Genomic DNA, 17,595 nt, shown 5'->3' on the forward strand with positions numbered 1-17,595 from the left:
TCTCCTCTATTACTCTTGCATGAACGTTTTGATGGTTTGCAGCGAAACGCCGGTTTGATGATAAACCTCCATCACGGTCGCATTAGGGTTCATGCGCATATACGCCTTCACAACCTGAGCCTCCTCCAGCATCAGCTGGGTACAAGCCACACATAGCTGATCCGGCCGATTCATGATCATAGCTCCACATCTCTCACAATTGCTAAGTGACATTTCCACACCCTCCAGGTCCGCGCCGAGGCTCTTTTCCGAGCTTTTTCCAACTCTTTCGCTACAAACCGACAAAACTCCTTTAACCAAGCGTCAATTTTTTATCTCAAAATGCGAAAAAGATCCCCGCGCCGGATCAAGCCCGGCCGCTCGACATAGCCCACAAGGCCCCGCTTCTGCTGGGCTTGCTGAATGAACAGCTTCGTAAGCAGCTTGTCGCCGTAATGCTCGGCGATGATCCGCCCCGGCCCGGAGCACGGCTCATTCTCGCCTTCGAGCACGATGCCTGCCCCGCTTGGCAGCATGAAACGAAGGCCCATGGGCAGCTTCGTCAGCTCTGGAATGCCGCTCACAACCAGATTCGCGCCGAGCCACTCGCCTTTCACTTCGGGCACACCGATGCGCTCCGCAATCTCACGTAGCTCCTCCACCGAAACCAGGCTAAGCTGCCGGCGGTTCATAATTTCCTGCCCACGCTTATACATCGGCTGGCGCACGCCTGCCTTGGCCAAAAGCCCAAAATGCCGATCTCCCTCCATGCCTCCGAACTTCAGTTCAATCTCATCCAAGTCGCGTGTAAGGAAGGTCTCTCCGTCCGCGATACACACCGCTTCAATGCGGCCAACGAGTTCCATGACCATCTCCTACGCCAGCAGCGCTTCGATGTCCGGCACAATCGCCGCCGGTTCTGTCCGTGCGCTGTATTGCTTGATGATGTTACCTTCGGCATCTACGAGGAATTTCACGAAATTCCATTCAATGTCGCCCGTGCGGTAAGGCTCCGGCGTGTTCGCGAGCAAATACGTGTACAGCGGATGCGCGTTCTCGCCTTTGACGTCGATTTTATGAAATAAAGGGAACGTGACGTTGTAATTCAACTCGCAAAATTGTTTAATTTCCTCATCCGTTCCCGGCTCTTGACCTGCGAACTGGTTGCAAGGGAAGCCCAGTACCGTAAAGCCTTGGTCGCCATACTGCTCGTACAGCGCCTGCAGCCCTTGATAGTGCGGCGTCAGCCCGCATGCGCTTGCGGTGTTGACAATGAGCAGCACTTGACCGCGGTAGGCGGACAGGGATTTTGTTTCACCTGTAATGGTTTGAACTTCAATATCATAGATCGACATCTGCATCTTCTCCTTCGCATGTGGGGGTTCTTTCCTCTCTTAGTATACCATTCCTGCGGGGAGAGCCCAAATAGATCAGTGAAGAAAGCTTACGCCGCCCTAAGACATGCCGCACCACTTTATATATGAAGTCAGGTGTGGTATAGTGTTTACCTGCTTTCTTTTCCACAGCAATATATTCCAACTCTTAGGAGGTAACTGATCTTGGACACAGAGACTCAAAGTGCCTATCAAGAAGAACTGCAGCGACTCGAACGCACCAATGTGGAGATCGACAAGCAGCTGAAGCGGCTCCGGGAGACACCTGTCTACTACGGGCCCGACCTGACGGAGCAAGCACTGGAGGCGCAGCGCGAGCATGGCCGTCACAACTTGGCAAAAGCGATTGATGAAGCCTATTTCGGCCGATTGGATTTTCAGGAGTCCGGCACCGCATCCCCCGCACCGCTTTACATCGGCAAAACCGGTGTCGAAGACGAACGCACCGGTCAATTGCTCGTTATCGACTGGCGAGCCCCCGTGGCCAGCTTATTTTACTCTTTTACGGGAGGACTCGATGCCGCTTCTTACGATTCGCCGGACGGCTTGATCGAAGGGCTCGTGTACCTCAAGCGCAACCTTGTCGTGCGTAAACAGATATTACAGCGTGTCGTCGACACGTACGACCGGGAAGCCGATTCACTGGCGGTTGGTGATGAATTCCTGCTCTACCGGCTTGGCGAGAACAAAGACAACAAGCTGCGCGACATCGTCTCGACGATTCAAGCGGAGCAAGACCGCATTATCCGTGCCGCCAAAAACACCGCACTCATCATTCAAGGGGTCGCGGGCAGCGGTAAAACGACCGTCGCCCTGCACAGGCTCGCCTTCATGCTCTATCAATACAGGGAACAAGTCCGCGCAGAGCGCATGATTATTTTTGCCCCCAACTCGATGTTTCTCGATTACATATCCGGGGTTCTTCCTGAGCTCGGTGTCGGCAACATTCAGCAGAACACGTTCACCGACTGGGTGCTTGACGTCCTGGATCACGAAGTCAAGCTCGCCGATCCTGCGATGACGCTCCAAACCTGGTTCTCCCTAGGCAGTGCAAGGCCTGTCGTCGACGACAACGCCCCAGGCCGCTGGAAAGGCGCCGTCGCTTTCCAACATGCGATTGACGCACGCTTGTCTGAGTTTGAAAAGACTTACGTGCCTAGCGACGATTTCATCCCTTGGGAAGGCGCCAGATTGAAACTTGCCATGATTCGCGAATGGTTTTTTGTGGAAAACAAACATTATCCGCTGATCAAACGGCGCGAGCGCGTCGTCGCACGCATCAAGCGCTGGATGGAAATGCAGCTCGACAAAGTCTGGGAGCAGACCAAGAAAAAAGAGCTCAAGAAAAAAGGCGCGCAGCGTCTGCGCACCTATCTGACCGGTTGGCCGGAGCATACGGCCTTTACGTTCTATAAGCAGCTATTCGACGGAAAAGATAGCGCCTCCAACGTGCCAGGACCGATTGCGGCCGCCTCGCTCAAGCGTTTCAAGAAAAAAGAAGTGGAGCTAGAGGATCTCGCCCCGCTGTTATATATTCACGCCAGGCTGAACGGCGTTCCGTCGGAGCAGCTGTTCGATCACGTTGTGATCGATGAAGCGCAGGATTTCTCGCCATTTCAGGTGGCCGTGCTTGACATGTATACGCGCAATCATTCGTTTACAATTCTCGGCGATCTCTCGCAAGGGATTCACGCGTATCAAGGCATTCACGACTGGAAGGAATTTTCCAGTCTCTTTGAAGCAAACGGCACCGCCTACTTTGAACTGGATCGCAGCTACCGTTCGACAATGGAGATCATCCAGTTCGCCAACGCCGTGCTGGAGCGCGGCGTCGACAATCCGCTGCTCGCCGTGCCGGTATTCCGCAGCGGCAACAAAGTGCGCGTGCTGCAGGCTGCGCCGGCACAGCGCTTCGCGCAGATCGCGCAGGCGCTCACTGCGCTCGAGAGCGGCAGCGCGTCGACCATCGCGGTCGTGACGCGCACGGAGCGGCAGGCGCAGGAGCTGCATGAGCAGCTGACCGCCGCCGGCCATGAGGCCAACCTGATCACGGCGCATCAGCGCGTGTATCGCGGAGGCATTTCCGTCCTTCCGGTCTATTTGACCAAAGGACTCGAATTTGACGCGGTGCTGCTCGTGGACGCCACCGCCAAGCACTACGAGGCTTCGCTCATGGACGCGAAGCTGCTCTACGTGGGCTGCACGCGCGCGCTGCACGAGCTGTGGCTGCTGGCGCCGGGCGAGCTATCGCCGCTCGTCGCCGCCGATAATCCCGACATCGTGACAACGGTGTCGCCGTTTTAAACAGAAGAAGCCGCTGCCCCCTGGGGCTTGCGGCTTCTTCTTTGCTATGCCCCTGTCGACCAGCGGGCTCTCTTTTCAACCCCTAATACGCCACCAGCACGCCGCCCTCGCCGGCATAGGTGCCGATAACCGTGCCCATGTTCGCGAACAGGACGTTGCGGAACGGATGCTTTTGCAGCAGCGCCTGCATAAAGTCGCGGCCTCTCGCCTCGCAATTGCTGTGGGCTATGGCGATGACGTCCTTGTCGTAATCGTGCACCTTGGCATCCAGATATGTCATCAACTTTTTCAGCGCCTGCTGGGTACCACGAATTTTCTCCACGACTTCGATCGTGCCCTCATCGCTTTTCTTCATTAATAGTTTAATATTCAAGACAGACGCCACCGTACCGCGAACGCGATCCAAGCGGCCGCCTTTGATCACATTTTCCAGCGTATCCAAGAAAAAGAACGTGTCGCTCTTCGCAATCGCCGCATGCACGCCGCGCACCACTTGCTCGAACGGCAATCCCGCCGCAGCCTGCTGTGCCGCTTGGTAGACGAGTACCCCCAGGCCTAGCGAGGTCGTCATAGAGTCGATCACTTCAATGCGCCCGGCATATCCCTCTTCGAGCAGCATCTCCCGCGCCATAACGGCGTGATGATAAGTCGAACTAAGCTGAGCGGACAGACAAATGACAAGCAGATCCCGATCAGCACCTTCCTTCTGAAACTCATGGAGAAAATGCTGGGGAGACGGACTTGCGGTTGTCGGCAAACTGCTTTCCTCTTTCATTCGCGCATAAAAATCCGCGAGCGCCATATCCGGCTTCATGCACTCCTCGCCGAACTGTACGGAGAGCGGAACCACCGAAACCCCGATGTCCCCTACAATTTCACCCGGAAGGTCGCAACTGCTGTCTGTCATAATCTTGATCGTTGTCATCGCTGTCCACATCATTTCTTATTTTTTGGCGTATACAATTCCGACGGTTTGCGGCCCGCAGTGGCTCGAAATCACGCAGCCGGTTTCCGTCACATAAACCTTGCTCATGCCCGTAAGCTCTTCAAGTCGTCGCTTCACATAGTGGGCTTCCTCCGCCGCCTTCGCGTGCGTAACGAACATAAAGGACGTATTCATGTCGTCTTTATTGGCCAAGGCATTGTCAAGCAGCTGCGCAAGCACTTTCTCGCGTTTGCCGCGTACTTTATCCGTTAAGGTCATCGCGCCGTCAATCACTTTCACGACCGGTCTAATTTTCAAAAGACTGCCAATAAAGTGCTGCAAGCTCGAACACCGCCCGCCTTTATGCAAAAACTCCAGCGTATCGATAATGAATTCGACGTCGATTTTGGGGATCATCCCTTCAACGATCGACTGAATTTCTGCAGCGCTCTTGCCCTGTTCCGCCGCTTCTGCCGCCGTCAGCACCAGCATGCCGATGCCGGTCGATAGGCTGCGGGAATCGATCACCGTAATGCGTCCCTCCGGGAACGCGTCGGCGGCAATTTTCGCATTTTGATAGGTGGATGAAACTTCAGACGAAAGTCCGATATACACAATGTCGTCACCCGCCTCGATGACAGGTCGAAACGCATGTTCAAAATCAGCCGGCGATGGCGCCGCTGTCTTCGGCAGCTTACCCGTTTCAGCCACCCGCTGGAATAACCGTTCTGCATGCATCGTCACGCCGTCCTGATACGTCTCATCCTCGAAAACCACATAGAGCGGCACAACCCCAATCTCGTGCTGCCGCAGCAGCTCCGCTCCCAAATCACTCGTGCTATCGGTAAAAATACGGACACGTGACATGCCACTTACCACCTTATCTGCGAAGTCTCAAATTCAAGTGAAGATTTTCACGCCCAGGTCAGGCTGTAAAGACCTTCTTCTAAAAGCCGTAGATGGTCATCCCGCCGTCGACGAACAGGGTCTGACCCGTAACGTAATTGGCCGCATCCGATGCCAGAAATACCGCCGGTCCCACGAGCTCTTGCAGCTCGCCGACTCTGCGCAGCGGCGTTCTTGCGATAATCTCGGCCAAATAGTCAGGCTGATCCAACATTTTCTCCGTCAGCGGAGTCCGGAAATACCACGGCCCGATCCCGTTCACGTTAATGCCGTAGGGGCCCCACTCCAACGCGAGTACTTTGGTAATCTGAATCATCGCCGCCTTCGTTGCGGCATACACGACTCCCGTCCGGAGCGCCACATGCCCGGCGACAGACGCGATATTGATAATACGGCCGTAAGCTTGCTCACGCATATGTCCACCCACAATTTGGGAGCATAAGAACGCCGACTTGAGATTCGTTTGCATGATCTTATCCCATTCTTCATCCGTCACAGCTAGCGCTTGGCTGCGGATGTTCATGCCCGCGTTATTGATCAGAATATCAATACGTCCGGTCTGTTGGATAACTTCGGCTACCGCCTGCTCGACGTCCTCCCGCTTCGTGACGTCGACCGTCACTGGGTAGGCTTGTCTGCCGATCATGCGAATCTCCTCCGCAACAGCGGCAAGATCGTCTGCCGTTCGGGCCAAAATTGCCACGTCCGCCCCCGCTTCCGCGAGGCCGATCGCCAATGCCCGACCGATCCCTCGGCCTGCGCCTGTGACAAGCGCGACTTTATTTTTCAACTCAAATGAAGGTAAAAACATCTCCGCATCGTCCTATCTATGTTGTAATTAATGCCTTAAAGTAATTTGGAAAGAAGGGTTGTCCAATGTCTATGACTTATAGTGCCAAGGAAGAAAAAGCCAATGCCATATCCCATGGCTTCGGAATCGTGCTAAGTCTCGCTGCGCTTGTCCTTCTAGTCGTAATCGCCTGCCAGGAAGGCAACGGTTGGCATATTGTTTCGTTCAGCATCTTCGGAAGCGCGTTGCTTCTGCTCTACACCTGCTCCACGCTGCTGCACGCCTTTCAGACCCCGCGGGTGAAGGATGTATTCGAGGTGCTCGATCATGCTGCGATTTATGTGCTGATTGCCGGTTCCTATACACCGTATCTACTTGTTACACTGCGCGGTGCGCTGGGTTGGACGTACTTCGGCGTCATCTGGGGACTCGCCATCCTCGGCATTGTGCTCAAAGTGTATTACGTCAAAAGGTTCGTGCTCGTTTCAACCCTATGCTACATTCTCATGGGCTGGTTGATCGTCGCGGCCTTTAAGCCGCTCTATGAAAACCTTGCGCTGGGCGGTATCGTCTGGCTCGTCGCGGGCGGGCTCCTTTATACGTTCGGTTCCATCTTCTATGTATGGCGGCGCATCCCCTATCACCACGCCATCTGGCACGTGTTTGTACTTGCTGGCAGCGCCTGTCATTTTATTTCCGTTTTCGGCTATGTCCGGTAACATGCGTTCAGGCAAAATAGAGCTGCTGCAGCTGCTCCAAAAGAGCGGCCTCCAGTCGGTTCGCCACTTGCTCATAGCCATCTTCGTTCGGGTGAATGGCGTCATCGGAAATGTAGCGCATTGCCTGCCCGACGAAGGCGTCATACACCTGCACAACACAAAGATGCGGCTGCTCCAACTTGCGCAGGAACAGGTTGAACCGCTGCACCCAATATGCCGCATCGGGGACTTGAGGAATCGGATTATACAAACCGATCACCGCAATAAGCAAGGGCTTGGTGATGCCTGCACGAATCTTGTTAATGGCATTAATCATTCGCCGGTAATTGGTTTCGTACGTGTGCAGCGCGGCTTTCAGCACTGCATTGTCACCTTCGTAAAAGAACGGAATCGCCGCTTGGATCAAATCGTTGCCGCCCGCTGTAATCGTCATGAGAGTCGCTTTCTGGATTTCCATTTGCAATTCGGCATCGGACATGATGGCTTCGAGCAGCTGCCCGGTTGTGGCCCCGTTTGTACCCGCATGCTTTAGCGTAACCGGTACGTTCAGCTTGCTTTTGAGTCTATTCTGAAGAATGGGTACGAAGCCATGCCCTTCCGAAGCACCATAACCAACGGTCAGTGAATCGCCAAACGCCAAATAATGTATTCCTTTTTCCACTGCCATCCTCTCCTTTAAGCGTGACGTACTATACTATATGCGCCAGCGCCCAAATTGGGAAGGGATACATTTACGTGGACATTCGCCATTTTTTTACACGCTTACATGCTTCGCTACGAAATCTTCGATCTGCGCCTTTTCCATTGGGGTAAATTGAAATTCACAGTCGCAGCCGCCGTCATGCAGCACGATTTGGACAATATCGCCATGCTGGTTGCAGATCACGAGGACGGACGGATCTTCCAAGTCTTCCGGCTGCGCTTGACCCGCTTTGAACGTCAGATCCAGATACAGATCCCGCCACTGCCCACGCTCCTCCGCCTCGCGAAATTTCAAGTCAAACTGATGCTCCTCGTGCTCAGCACCGTATTTCATCATCTGGGTTTGCCGCCTTTCTCTTGCGTATGTTGGTAGTTCGATCTTCTTTATACTACAATGGAGTGTAGACGCAATCAATAAAGGAGATCCCCTATGAAAACAATCATCGCCGCTACCATCGATCAATTTGCAGAGCAATTTAAACATATTTCCCGATTTATCGGCGCGAATCCTGAGCTCGGCCATGAAGAGTTTCAGGCGTACGCCCGGTTGACCGCCGAGTTGGAAAGCCACGGCTTCGCGATCCAGCACGCCGTCCTCGACATCCCGACGGCGTTCCTCGCGACGTACGACTCCGGGAAACCCGGCCCCGTCGTCGCCTACCTGGCGGAGTACGACGCGCTGCCGGATCTGGGACACGCGTGCGGGCATCATCTCATCTGCATGATGAGCATTGCCGCCGCCGTCGGCCTGAAAGCCGCCCTCGCGGAGACGGGCGGCAGTATCCGCGTGTACGGCACGCCCGCGGAGGAGACCAAAGGCGCCAAAGTGCCAATGGCGGCGGCCGGTTTGTTCCGTGACGTGGACATTGCGCTGATGGCGCATCCGTACTACACGTTCGAGAAATCCGGCGAATCGCTGGCCATGGACGCGATTCAGTATGAGTTTTTCGGCCGCGCCGCGCATGCGGCCGCTCAGCCGTATGAAGGCATCAACGCGCTCGATGCCGTCATTCAGTTGTTCAACAGCGTGAACGCGCTGCGTCAGCAGTTGAAAACCGATGCCCGCATCCACGGGATCATCAAGGAAGGCGGCCAAGCGCCGAACATCATTCCCGACTATGCGGTCGCGCAGTTTTATGTGCGCTCGGGTACGCGAGCGTACACGAATGAGCTTGTCCGCAAAGTGCTCGCCTGCGCGGAAGGCGCCGCCCTGCAAACCGGCTGCACACTAAAAACGTCGAACTACGAGTATTCGTACGACGAGCTGCGTACGAATCACACGTTGTCCGACGTATTTACGAAGCAGCTGCTGGCGATGGGAGTAAAACCGGAGGAGATCGAGGTGGGCAAGGATCACGGCTCGCTAGACCTGGGCAACGTGTCGATCCAATGTCCGACGATCCACCCGTTTGTCAAAGTCGTGGGCGAGCGCCACATGCTGCACACGAAGGAATTCCGCGATCTGGCGCTGCAGGAGCCTGCGCTCGACGCGATGATTTTCACCGCCAAGGCGCTTGCCTATACGGCGTACGACGTGCTGGCCGCCCCGGCTCTGCTGGCGGCCATCAAAGATGAATTCGCTCGGCTTCTCTGAGCATTAGCGCCATCCGCACTGTCTCCGCAAGGATCAGCCTCGCCGCTTCCAGAAGACGGCGAGGTTATTGTCGTTAGTCCCCTTCGTTGCTGCGCAAAAACAGCGCGACCCCGATCAACAGGATCAGCCCGGCGCCAAGCTGGACAAGCGTGATTTTTTCTCCAAGCAGAAAGTACGCCAGCACCGATGCGCCCAACGGCTCGCCGAGCACTGTCATGGAGACTGACGAGGCTTTCATATATTTGAGCAGCCAATTGAAAATATAGTGGCCGAAAATCGTCGACACGACGGCGAGCAAGCCGAACACGATCCAATCGCGCAGCGGGTAGCCGGCGAACGCTTCCCCGGTGTATACATTCGTAGCCGCGAGCGTTAGTCCGGCAAATAAAAAAACGAAGAAGCTGTACACGAACGCCGAGATGTGATCACGCAGCTTTTTGCCTAGCAGCATGTGGAAAGCGACCGCCACCGTCCCGATAAAGGACAGAATATCCCCTCGAAGCGCCGTTCCTGAGAACTGAAAATCGCCCCAGCCGATGCAAATAGCACCGATGATCGCAAGAATCATCGCTAAAAGCGCCTCGCGGCTTGTCCGGACACCGTGCAGCATAAACGCGCCGGCCAGCACGAAAATCGGCTCCAGCGTCAAAATCGCCGTCGAACTCGCCACTGTTGTATAATGGAGCGACTGCATCCAGAACAGAAAGTGCAGGCCCAGCATGATGCCGGACATTGCGAGTCGCCCCCACTCTCGCGGGCGGATGCGCCGAATTTCCGGCAAGTGGCCCCATAGAAGCGGCAGCATCAGCACATTGGTGATAAACAGCCGATACATGGCCGTCACCGCCGCCGAAGCGTCAGACCAACGAACAAAAATCGAGGAAAACGAAATCGCGATAATCGCAATTACAATGAAGATCGGAATGGGAATTTTAGTGCGGTTCATGGCATTCATAACAAGTAAACTCCTTAAGTCGTCATCTCATGCAGTCATCAGATAAGTATATCGGAGGTTGCTTAGCTTGCCAATGATTATTTGAACATTGTTCAAATAAATAAAATTCCTCTCCTGGCGCTATTCTCCCAAAAAAGCTAGCTATCTTCCTCGCACCAAACACCATCTCCTCCTCGTCAGCCCTAATTAGGTTAAAACTGGCTCAAATTCTTTAACTAGCACCACCAATCGCACCCAAATCAGCTCATTGTCTAGGAAAAGAACAACATTTGCTGTACTTTTTGCATGATCACCTCTCAAATCGGGCATTTTTGCGAAATGTATTGTACTTTTTGCAGGTGCGTCGGTTGGTGGAGGCAGTGGAGGGTAATTCCGGGGCGATCTCAAGGGGTGGTTATAGATTCCGCGAAGGCACAGGCACAAAAAAACCTACCGCCACCCCTTCACTCAGGGCGATCGATAGGTTTCATCCAACGAACTTAGTCCAACACCGCGCTCATGTGCTTCTTCGTTACAGACCAGTGCGATGTGTTCCAGATCGACTCTTTGTTCTTAAAGTACAAAATTTGCGGAGATGCATGCTTGATGCCCAAGTCCTCGGCAATTTGATTCGACACAGGGCGAGACTCGATTACTTTTACCATATAGTAGTCCACGTCGCCATTATGCTCGCCCGCTAAGTATTCCTCGAATTCATCCATCGCGCTCGCGCTAACTGGACACGTTGTGCTGTGCTTGAGAATAACCGCTGGTTTGTCTGCGGACTGCTCCCATACCTGCTGCCATTCGTTTAAAGACGTCAATTCCTTCCATGCCGCCATGTGCCGCCACTCCTTTATTTTTGTTATTTAATAATCATTATAAAGTAAAGGGGGCAGGGAATCAATGTTAGCTACGGATAAGCCACCAGCGAGCACGAGAAATTTAGTTAAGTTTAAAAGAAGATTTTATGGCTTCTACGTCCTTGGATAATTGCAGATACTCACTCTTCCTCTTCTCATCTTCAAGTGAATACTGCACATCGGTAGGCGTACTGAACGTAAACACGGCATCGTCGGCTTCTCCAACTTTCGTAATATGAATAAGCTTGATCAACGCCTCCCCTTCCTCCATCCATTTACTTTTCGTCCAGACATCAATAACGAATAGTCGGCCACCCGCAGATTTATTTGAGGGATTTGAAAAAACAACGCGATTGCTTTCCTCACTAATCTCATACTTGCCCTCCCAAGCTTTCGGAATCATCAAGCTAAAATGATAGTTGGTGTTTGTATAAGCAAACTCATTAGCCCCGTTCATCTTGGCTGGACGATTACACGCGGCGAGCATGCAAATCAATAGAATGAAAACGAGGCAATAAAGTATCGCTCTTTTCATACACGCCCCCCTCTCTCTCAAAATTTAATTGTAAAATAATTCCACACAATCAACTTAACAAATAACAATGAACTGCGTAAATAGTTACATTGGCCCAGATATACTCGAACACAAAAAAATCCCCCGCACCAACCGGCACAGGGGATCCCTTCACACATCTACGCTCTCGCTTGCAAAAACTGCCGGAAAAGAAACACGGCTTTCAGCTTCAGCAGGTCGTTCACCTTTTTAAAATCGACCTGCAGCAAGTCGCTGATCTTCTCTAACCGATACGTGACGGTATTCCGATGAATGAATAATTGCTTTGCCGCTTCGCTCACTTGGCCGTCGTTGCGGATGAACACCTCGAGCGTGCGGATCATTTCTTGGGAGTATTCCGGGTCTTTCTCGAGCAGCGGACGCAAAATTTTAGCGCAATAATCTTCCATGCTGGAGGAAGAGAGATGCTGGAACAGATGTGCGAACTCGATCGTTTCGTATTGCAGCACCCGGTCGGGCAGGCTCAACTTTTCCGCCATCCGCAGCGTTTCTCCGCATTCTTGATAAGCTTCGCGCAGCGCGTTCGGCTTTATTTTGACGCCGGACATATAGAATACGAACCCATCATCGCGGGAGCCGGCATCCCCATCGAATTTGCTAAGCAGCTGTGTCAGCTCCTCTTCCGGGAAGCCATCCGCTTGCGTCGTCGAGTAAATCGAGAACAAACGATCTTTCAGCATAAAATGAAACCCGCGGAGCTGGCTCGCTTTGGCATGCGACTCCATGTATTGTTTCACGTCGCTCAGCTTTTGCGCAGCGGTATCGGCCGATAGGCTTTCCACCTTGCTTTTGCCGATGACGCATTGATAGGCTCCGGTGAAAATAAAGGAACCCCTTGCTTCCGCCATCTCGATAAAGTCTTCCAGGGAAGTTCCCTTCTCGAGGTAGCGGATGAGTTGATTTTGCAAATCCCGTTCGGCCGTCGCCTCCACATGGGAGCGAAACGTGTAGCTCATATGGAACGTTAAAATGTCCGCGGCTTGCTGAAACAAGCCTTCCTCCACCGTCGCGAGCAGCATCACATCCGGAATGATGAGCAAATGGCCGAGCGGCTCGTCGTCCTGCTGCTGCAGCCCGACGCGGTAGGCGCGGTCTTTGCCGGCGTAAACCCAGCCGGATTTGCGCTTTCGCGGCCAATTTTGCGCAAGCTGCTCCTCACTCCATGCGCTCGTATTATATAAAACCTGTCCCCTCGCCCCGACAACCGCCATCGGATAACCCAAGATCTCACCGATCAATTGGAACATCGCACCCATGTTGTCTTGCTTGAGGCCGAATTGCATCAGCTTTTTTTGCTTTTCGAGTACAGTTTGCAGCAGCTCGGTGTTGCGCTTGTATTCCGCATTGAACAATGCGTTCATTTGATCGGAAAACGTAAATTGAAAAGGCATTTCGATAATCGGAAAATTAAGCCGGTCCGCTTCATCCACAACCACCTGCGGAAGCTCCGTCCAAAATCGCCCCAGCTTGATGCCAAGACCGGCTGCGCCGCGTTCATTCAATTTGCGCAGCAAGTTTACCGTCTCTTGCGGGTTGTCTTTCATCGCAAACGCCGTTGTGAACAACATCTCGCCGGATTTCGTCCAATCGGCAATGTCCGGCGCATCCATCACGTTGACGGATTTCACGATGCGGGTTTCGCCCTGCTTGCCTGCTACCAATTTCGCTTCTGTTAGTGGATATATAGTCAATGCTTCTCGAATAGTCAGATGCATCTCGCTTCCCCCTTCGCCTTAGCCTTTGTACCGATTATAGGATGATCACCCTCGTTCAGTCAATGCTCTTGTGTTATATAATGTTACATAAAAAGCAATTTAACGAAAATTTCACGAAAAATTAATAAATATATGTTAGTTTATATAACATATACGCATACCAAAAAGGACGCAGCTGCCGCCAACGGCGGAACCCCGTCCTCTCATATCAGGCTCTCACATCAAATCACGCGAAACGTCCCCGTCCCCATCGTTCCCAGCTTCCCTTCGCTGTCCGTCACGCGGCCTTGCGCAGTCAGCATTTTACGAGACTGATGTACAAGCTCCGCCGTCACGAGCAATCGTCCTGCATATAATGGAGAAACGAAATGCACATTGAGGTTCGTCGTGACGACCTTCTCCTCCGGCCTGGCGGTCATGGTGACAATGCCCATGGCCGTGTCCAGCAACGACGATAGAACGCCGCCGTGCACCATCCCGATCGGATTGAGGTGATGCGGCTTGGCTTCGAGCGCAATCGTCACCACCCCATCCTGGATATGGACGAACTCACAGCCCAAATACCCCCAAAAGGTGGACGCTGCGGCCTCGGCTAATCGCTGCATGTTATGATTAATCACATTTTCTGAATCGTCCATCGGACTCCCTCCACTTCGCTTGTAAAGGGCTTCCCCTTTTGCTAAAACCCATCACGCGGTCGTCTCGTCCTCCAGCAGCTTGCGCCGCAGCACCTTGCCGACCATCGTCTTCGGCAGCGTTTCGCGGAATTCGACCTTCCGCGGCACTTTATAAGCGGCCAGCCGCTCCCGGCACCAGGTATCGAGTTCCTGCACGGTCAGCGTCATCCCCGGTTTGACGACGATGAACGCCTTTACCGTTTCTCCGCGGTATTCGTCCGGTACGCCGGCAACCGCCGCTTCCAGAACAGCCGGGTGCTCATACAGCACCTCTTCGATCTCCCTCGGATAAATATTATATCCGCCTGCAATAATTAAATCCTTTTTGCGATCGACGATCGAGAAAAAGCCGTCCTCATCCATCCTGCCCATATCGCCGGTATACAGCCAACCGTTCTTGAGCGTCATGGCTGTTTCCTTCTCTCGTTTCCAGTAGCCTTTCATCACCTGCGGGCCTTTAATCGCAATTTCGCCGATCACGCCGACGGGAAGTTCTTCGCCAGTATCCGAATCAACAACCTTCACATCGGTATCCGGGAACGGCAGGCCGATCGAGCCAATTTTGCGGAAACCCCAGATCGGATTCGCGTGCGTAACCGGCGATGCTTCCGTCAACCCATAGCCCTCGATCAATCGACCGTGGGTCAGTTCTTCAAATCGCTCTTGAACCTCCAGCGGCAGAGGCGCTGAACCGCTTACACATATATTAATAGAAGAAAGATCAAGCTCTTTCGCTCGCTTATGATTGATGAGGCCAACATACATCGTCGGAGCACCAGGGAAAATGGTCGGCTTCAGTTTATGAATCGTATCCAAAATCATATCGACATCAAACCGCGGAATCAGGATGAGCATTCCCGCCTGATACATGGACTGATTGAGCAGCACCGTCAGACCGAATACATGAAAGACAGGGATTGCCCCAAGAAATCGATCTCCTCCTTCTTCCCTGCGGTAGCACCATCGGCTGGTCTGAATCGTGTTGGCAATCAGGTTGCTGTGGGTCAGCATCACCCCTTTGGCAAACCCGGTTGTACCGCCCGTATATTGCAGGAGCGCAATGTCCTCATCGCTGTCCACAACGGCGCAGGTCGGCTCGTTCGAGGCCGCGCGAAGCAGCTTTTTGAAGGCGTGTACGCCTTCTCCGTAGACCACACGGAGGGGGGTGCCATCTTTGCGCATTTTAATCGGATATAGCAGATTCTTGGGAAAAGGCAAATAATCTTTAATCGACGTAACGATGACATGTTGAATGGCGGTATGCACTTTCGCTTTTTGCACGCGGTTAAAGAGCAGGTCAAGCGTCACGATCACCCTCGCCTCCGAATCGGAGAGCTGATGAATCAGCTCCCGTTCGACATAAAGCGGATTCGTCATCACGACGATCCCGCCCATCAACAGCGTGCCATAGTAGGCAATAATGGCTGACGGACAGTTCGGCAGCATAATGGATACACGCTCCCCAGGGAGCACGCCCAAGTCCTGCAGCGCATGTGCAAATCGATATGAGGCGTCCAGCAATTCGCGATACGTTAAATTCGCGCCCATGAAATGCAAGGCGTTTCGCTGCGGATACCGGTGCGCCGAATCGATCATGAACTGCGCAAGATTATGCTTCGGGTATTCATAAGTCGGCGCCACCTCCGCCGGATAATGGCGAAGCCACGGCTTTGCTCCACTCATCGCATACCATCCCCTTCAAGTAGTCACATCGATGATGAAATCACATATTTCTCACCCTGAATGACACGTGCGGCGATGTCGCGCTTCAGACCGATCGTGTTCACGCTGCTGCGTCTTGACAACTTTTTGAGAATGGATAACTGCGTCCGAAGCACATCTCCTTCTTCCATCGTACTAAGCGCTTCCTTCGCGTATGCCTCGATTTTATCAAACGCTTCGTGAACGAACACGGTCGTCATTTGAATCGCATGCTCGGCTTTCGTCTCGCCCTGCCGTTCGATCAGTTTTTTCGTGCGCAAGAGCCCGCTTTCCGCCGCAAAAATCTGAATCATCATATCCGCGAGCAAGCTGAGCACTTCCTGCTGCTTTTCGAGTGTCAATCCGTACTTTTGGACCGCCAGACCGCCGACCATGAGGAACACCTTTTTCGCCATCGATACGAGATGCGTTTCTTCCTCCAGTGTGCCTTCGAACGTCTGCCCCGGGATGTAGGAGAGCAGGTCGGCTTGCAGCGCTTGGGCTTTTTGTAGGAGCGGAAGCTCACCCTTCATCGCCTTCTTCACAAGCGTGCCGGGGATGAGCAGCCGGTTAATTTCATTCGTCCCTTCAAATATCCGGTTAATCCGCGAATCCCGATAAATGCGCTCGACTTTGTATTCCTGGATGAAGCCGTAGCCGCCGTGAATTTGCAGACCTTCATCCGCCACGAAATCCAACACCTCGGAGGCAAAAACCTTGTTAATCGAGCATTCCAGCGCGTATTCAGCGATCGCTTTAGCCGCGCTTCGGCCGGAGTCCGAAGCGGAAGGATCGATGTCCTTCAGCATCGTATCGAACAGGCCCGTCGTCCGGTAAACCATGCTCTCCAACATATACGTCTGGATGTTCATATCGGCGAGCTTCTTCCCGATCAGCGGGAAGCGGGAGATCGGCGTCTGGAACTGCTTACGGGTGTTCGCGTACTTGACCGCCAGTTCAATCGTTTCTTTGCAGGCGCCCACGCAGCCTGTCGCAAGCTTATACCGTCCGATGTTCAAAATATTAAAAGCAATCAGATGGCCCTTGCCAATCTCACCCAGCAAATTTTCTACCGGCACGCGCACATCTTCGAAGAATAACGGGCGCGTCGAGGAGCCTTTGATGCCCATTTTTTTCTCTTCCGGGCCGAGCGTGAAGCCGGGGTCGCCTTTTTCCACGATGAACGCCGAGAAATCCGTGCCCCCCACCTTGGCATACACGATAAAAATATCCGCAAACCCGGCATTCGTAATATATAATTTCGAGCCGTTCAAGATATAGTGCTTGCCGTCATCGGATAAACGCGCTGTTGTCTTGGCGCCGAGCGCATCTGAGCCTGAGGCCGGCTCCGTTAAGCAGTAGGCGGCGATTTTGGCGCCCGTCGCCAGGTCCGGCAAATATTTGCGCTTCTGCTCCGGCGTGCCGAAGAACACGATCGGCAGCGTACCGATCCCGACGTGTGCGCCGATGGAGAGGGCAAACGAGGAAGCGCGCGCCAAATTTTCGCTGATGATCGTTGAGCTGACCTTATCGAGGCCGAGCCCGCCGTACATTTCCGGCACATCCGCGCCGAGCAGCCCCAGATCGCCAGCACTGCGCATCAGCTTCACTGTCAGATCGTAGTCCAGTTTTTCCAAATGCTCATCCTGCGGCACTACGACCCCCGACACAAAATCGCGCGTCGTTTCCGCAATCATGCGATGCTCTTCCGTAAAATCCTCCGGCGTCAAAATTTGCGATGCGTCCTGATCCGTAATGACAAAACTGCCGCCAATCACTTTATCTGCCATCGTTCATCTCTCCTTCGATTCGGTCTGC

18 protein-coding genes are annotated in these 17,595 nt (G+C 53.4%); 3 read left to right on the forward strand and 15 right to left on the reverse strand.

Annotation, left to right across the window (positions count from 1 at the left end; translation table 11 throughout):
- Positions 1-9 precede the first annotated feature (9 nt).
- The 3 genes from EJQ19_RS31980 to EJQ19_RS24065 all read right to left on the reverse strand — a co-directional run bounded on the left by EJQ19_RS31980 (position 10) and on the right by EJQ19_RS24065 (position 1,334).
- Positions 10-174: a hypothetical protein gene (locus tag EJQ19_RS31980; RefSeq protein WP_164716700.1), complete on the reverse strand. Its 165-nt coding sequence runs from the start codon at positions 172-174 to the stop codon at positions 10-12.
- Positions 175-311: 137 nt separating this feature from the next.
- On the reverse strand, positions 312-845 hold the full coding sequence (locus EJQ19_RS24060) for an MOSC domain-containing protein (RefSeq protein WP_241243065.1): 534 nt from the start codon (positions 843-845) through the stop codon (positions 312-314).
- A 9-nt stretch (positions 846-854) separates the two neighbouring features.
- Positions 855-1,334 (reverse strand): glutathione peroxidase, encoded by a 480-nt coding sequence (locus tag EJQ19_RS24065; RefSeq protein WP_126143792.1) that lies wholly within the window; start codon positions 1,332-1,334, stop codon positions 855-857.
- Between the two features lie 204 nt (positions 1,335-1,538).
- Here EJQ19_RS24065 and EJQ19_RS24070 point away from each other — a divergent pair, with 204 nt between their 5' ends.
- Complete coding sequence (locus EJQ19_RS24070) at positions 1,539-3,677, forward strand: HelD family protein (protein ID WP_126143793.1); 2,139 nt, start codon at positions 1,539-1,541, stop codon at positions 3,675-3,677.
- Positions 3,678-3,759: 82 nt separating this feature from the next.
- On the opposite strand, the gene EJQ19_RS24075 is transcribed toward EJQ19_RS24070, so the two are convergent.
- The 3 genes from EJQ19_RS24075 to EJQ19_RS24085 form a co-directional block, all read right to left on the reverse strand.
- Positions 3,760-4,602, reverse strand: a complete 843-nt coding sequence (locus EJQ19_RS24075; RefSeq protein WP_126143794.1) for a DegV family protein — start codon at positions 4,600-4,602, stop codon at positions 3,760-3,762.
- 18 nt (positions 4,603-4,620) lie between these two features.
- Positions 4,621-5,469, reverse strand: coding sequence for a DegV family protein (locus EJQ19_RS24080; RefSeq protein WP_126143795.1), 849 nt, complete (start codon positions 5,467-5,469; stop codon positions 4,621-4,623).
- Between the two features lie 79 nt (positions 5,470-5,548).
- A complete protein-coding gene (locus tag EJQ19_RS24085) occupies positions 5,549-6,319 on the reverse strand; it encodes an SDR family NAD(P)-dependent oxidoreductase (RefSeq protein WP_126143796.1) in 771 nt (256 codons plus the stop codon).
- A gap of 71 nt (positions 6,320-6,390) precedes the next feature.
- Between EJQ19_RS24085 and trhA the strand changes: the two genes are divergently transcribed.
- Positions 6,391-7,017 (forward strand): PAQR family membrane homeostasis protein TrhA, encoded by a 627-nt coding sequence (gene trhA, locus EJQ19_RS24090; protein ID WP_126143826.1) that lies wholly within the window; start codon positions 6,391-6,393, stop codon positions 7,015-7,017.
- 7 nt (positions 7,018-7,024) lie between these two features.
- Here trhA and EJQ19_RS24095 read toward each other — a convergent pair whose 3' ends face one another.
- A complete protein-coding gene (locus EJQ19_RS24095; protein ID WP_164716701.1) occupies positions 7,025-7,678 on the reverse strand; it encodes a GDSL-type esterase/lipase family protein in 654 nt (217 codons plus the stop codon).
- A gap of 93 nt (positions 7,679-7,771) precedes the next feature.
- Complete coding sequence (locus tag EJQ19_RS24100; protein ID WP_126143798.1) at positions 7,772-8,056, reverse strand: hypothetical protein; 285 nt, start codon at positions 8,054-8,056, stop codon at positions 7,772-7,774.
- 93 nt (positions 8,057-8,149) lie between these two features.
- On the opposite strand from EJQ19_RS24100, the gene EJQ19_RS24105 reads away from it, so the two are divergent.
- Positions 8,150-9,313 (forward strand): M20 family metallopeptidase, encoded by a 1,164-nt coding sequence (locus EJQ19_RS24105; protein WP_126143799.1) that lies wholly within the window; start codon positions 8,150-8,152, stop codon positions 9,311-9,313.
- A gap of 73 nt (positions 9,314-9,386) precedes the next feature.
- On the opposite strand, the gene EJQ19_RS24110 is transcribed toward EJQ19_RS24105, so the two are convergent.
- The 7 genes from EJQ19_RS24110 to EJQ19_RS24140 all read right to left on the reverse strand — a co-directional run bounded on the left by EJQ19_RS24110 (position 9,387) and on the right by EJQ19_RS24140 (position 17,567).
- Entirely contained in the window at positions 9,387-10,268 is an 882-nt protein-coding gene (locus tag EJQ19_RS24110) for a DMT family transporter (protein WP_241243066.1), read from the reverse strand.
- A 479-nt stretch (positions 10,269-10,747) separates the two neighbouring features.
- Positions 10,748-11,089, reverse strand: a complete 342-nt coding sequence (gene ytxJ / locus EJQ19_RS24115; RefSeq protein WP_126143800.1) for a bacillithiol system redox-active protein YtxJ — start codon at positions 11,087-11,089, stop codon at positions 10,748-10,750.
- A 103-nt stretch (positions 11,090-11,192) separates the two neighbouring features.
- The gene (locus EJQ19_RS24120) at positions 11,193-11,645 is read right to left on the reverse strand and encodes a methyltransferase (RefSeq protein ID WP_126143801.1); all 453 of its coding nucleotides are present in this window, start codon (positions 11,643-11,645) and stop codon (positions 11,193-11,195) included.
- Between the two features lie 158 nt (positions 11,646-11,803).
- Positions 11,804-13,399, reverse strand: a complete 1,596-nt coding sequence (locus tag EJQ19_RS24125) for a PucR family transcriptional regulator (RefSeq protein ID WP_126143802.1) — start codon at positions 13,397-13,399, stop codon at positions 11,804-11,806.
- Between the two features lie 221 nt (positions 13,400-13,620).
- Positions 13,621-14,037, reverse strand: a complete 417-nt coding sequence (locus EJQ19_RS24130) for a PaaI family thioesterase (RefSeq protein ID WP_126143803.1) — start codon at positions 14,035-14,037, stop codon at positions 13,621-13,623.
- Between the two features lie 51 nt (positions 14,038-14,088).
- A complete protein-coding gene (locus tag EJQ19_RS24135; RefSeq protein WP_126143804.1) occupies positions 14,089-15,759 on the reverse strand; it encodes a long-chain-fatty-acid--CoA ligase in 1,671 nt (556 codons plus the stop codon).
- A gap of 23 nt (positions 15,760-15,782) precedes the next feature.
- The gene (locus EJQ19_RS24140; protein ID WP_126143805.1) at positions 15,783-17,567 is read right to left on the reverse strand and encodes an acyl-CoA dehydrogenase family protein; all 1,785 of its coding nucleotides are present in this window, start codon (positions 17,565-17,567) and stop codon (positions 15,783-15,785) included.
- Positions 17,568-17,595 lie beyond the last annotated feature (28 nt).

It is taken from the genome of Paenibacillus whitsoniae (genome assembly GCF_003955665.1).
In the GTDB taxonomy this organism is placed as follows: Bacteria; Bacillota; Bacilli; order Paenibacillales; family NBRC-103111; genus Paenibacillus_E; species Paenibacillus_E whitsoniae.

What these genes read in the sequence shown, in the direction of transcription:
- EJQ19_RS31980 (WP_164716700.1), bottom strand. Translation starts at nt 174, where the DNA reads ATGAATCGGCCGGATCAGCTATGTGTGGCTTGTACCCAGCTGATGCTG.
- EJQ19_RS24060 (WP_241243065.1), bottom strand. Translation starts at nt 845, where the DNA reads ATGGAACTCGTTGGCCGCATTGAAGCGGTGTGTATCGCGGACGGAGAG.
- EJQ19_RS24065 (WP_126143792.1), bottom strand. Translation starts at nt 1,334, where the DNA reads ATGTCGATCTATGATATTGAAGTTCAAACCATTACAGGTGAAACAAAA.
- EJQ19_RS24075 (WP_126143794.1), bottom strand. Translation starts at nt 4,602, where the DNA reads ATGACAACGATCAAGATTATGACAGACAGCAGTTGCGACCTTCCGGGT.
- EJQ19_RS24080 (WP_126143795.1), bottom strand. Translation starts at nt 5,469, where the DNA reads ATGTCACGTGTCCGTATTTTTACCGATAGCACGAGTGATTTGGGAGCG.
- EJQ19_RS24085 (WP_126143796.1), bottom strand. Translation starts at nt 6,319, where the DNA reads ATGTTTTTACCTTCATTTGAGTTGAAAAATAAAGTCGCGCTTGTCACA.
- trhA (WP_126143826.1), top strand. Translation starts at nt 6,391, where the DNA reads ATGACTTATAGTGCCAAGGAAGAAAAAGCCAATGCCATATCCCATGGC.
- EJQ19_RS24100 (WP_126143798.1), bottom strand. Translation starts at nt 8,056, where the DNA reads ATGATGAAATACGGTGCTGAGCACGAGGAGCATCAGTTTGACTTGAAA.
- EJQ19_RS24105 (WP_126143799.1), top strand. Translation starts at nt 8,150, where the DNA reads ATGAAAACAATCATCGCCGCTACCATCGATCAATTTGCAGAGCAATTT.
- EJQ19_RS24110 (WP_241243066.1), bottom strand. Translation starts at nt 10,268, where the DNA reads ATGAATGCCATGAACCGCACTAAAATTCCCATTCCGATCTTCATTGTA.
- ytxJ (WP_126143800.1), bottom strand. Translation starts at nt 11,089, where the DNA reads ATGGCGGCATGGAAGGAATTGACGTCTTTAAACGAATGGCAGCAGGTA.
- EJQ19_RS24120 (WP_126143801.1), bottom strand. Translation starts at nt 11,645, where the DNA reads ATGAAAAGAGCGATACTTTATTGCCTCGTTTTCATTCTATTGATTTGC.
- EJQ19_RS24125 (WP_126143802.1), bottom strand. Translation starts at nt 13,399, where the DNA reads ATGCATCTGACTATTCGAGAAGCATTGACTATATATCCACTAACAGAA.
- EJQ19_RS24130 (WP_126143803.1), bottom strand. Translation starts at nt 14,037, where the DNA reads ATGGACGATTCAGAAAATGTGATTAATCATAACATGCAGCGATTAGCC.
- EJQ19_RS24135 (WP_126143804.1), bottom strand. Translation starts at nt 15,759, where the DNA reads ATGAGTGGAGCAAAGCCGTGGCTTCGCCATTATCCGGCGGAGGTGGCG.
- EJQ19_RS24140 (WP_126143805.1), bottom strand. Translation starts at nt 17,567, where the DNA reads ATGGCAGATAAAGTGATTGGCGGCAGTTTTGTCATTACGGATCAGGAC.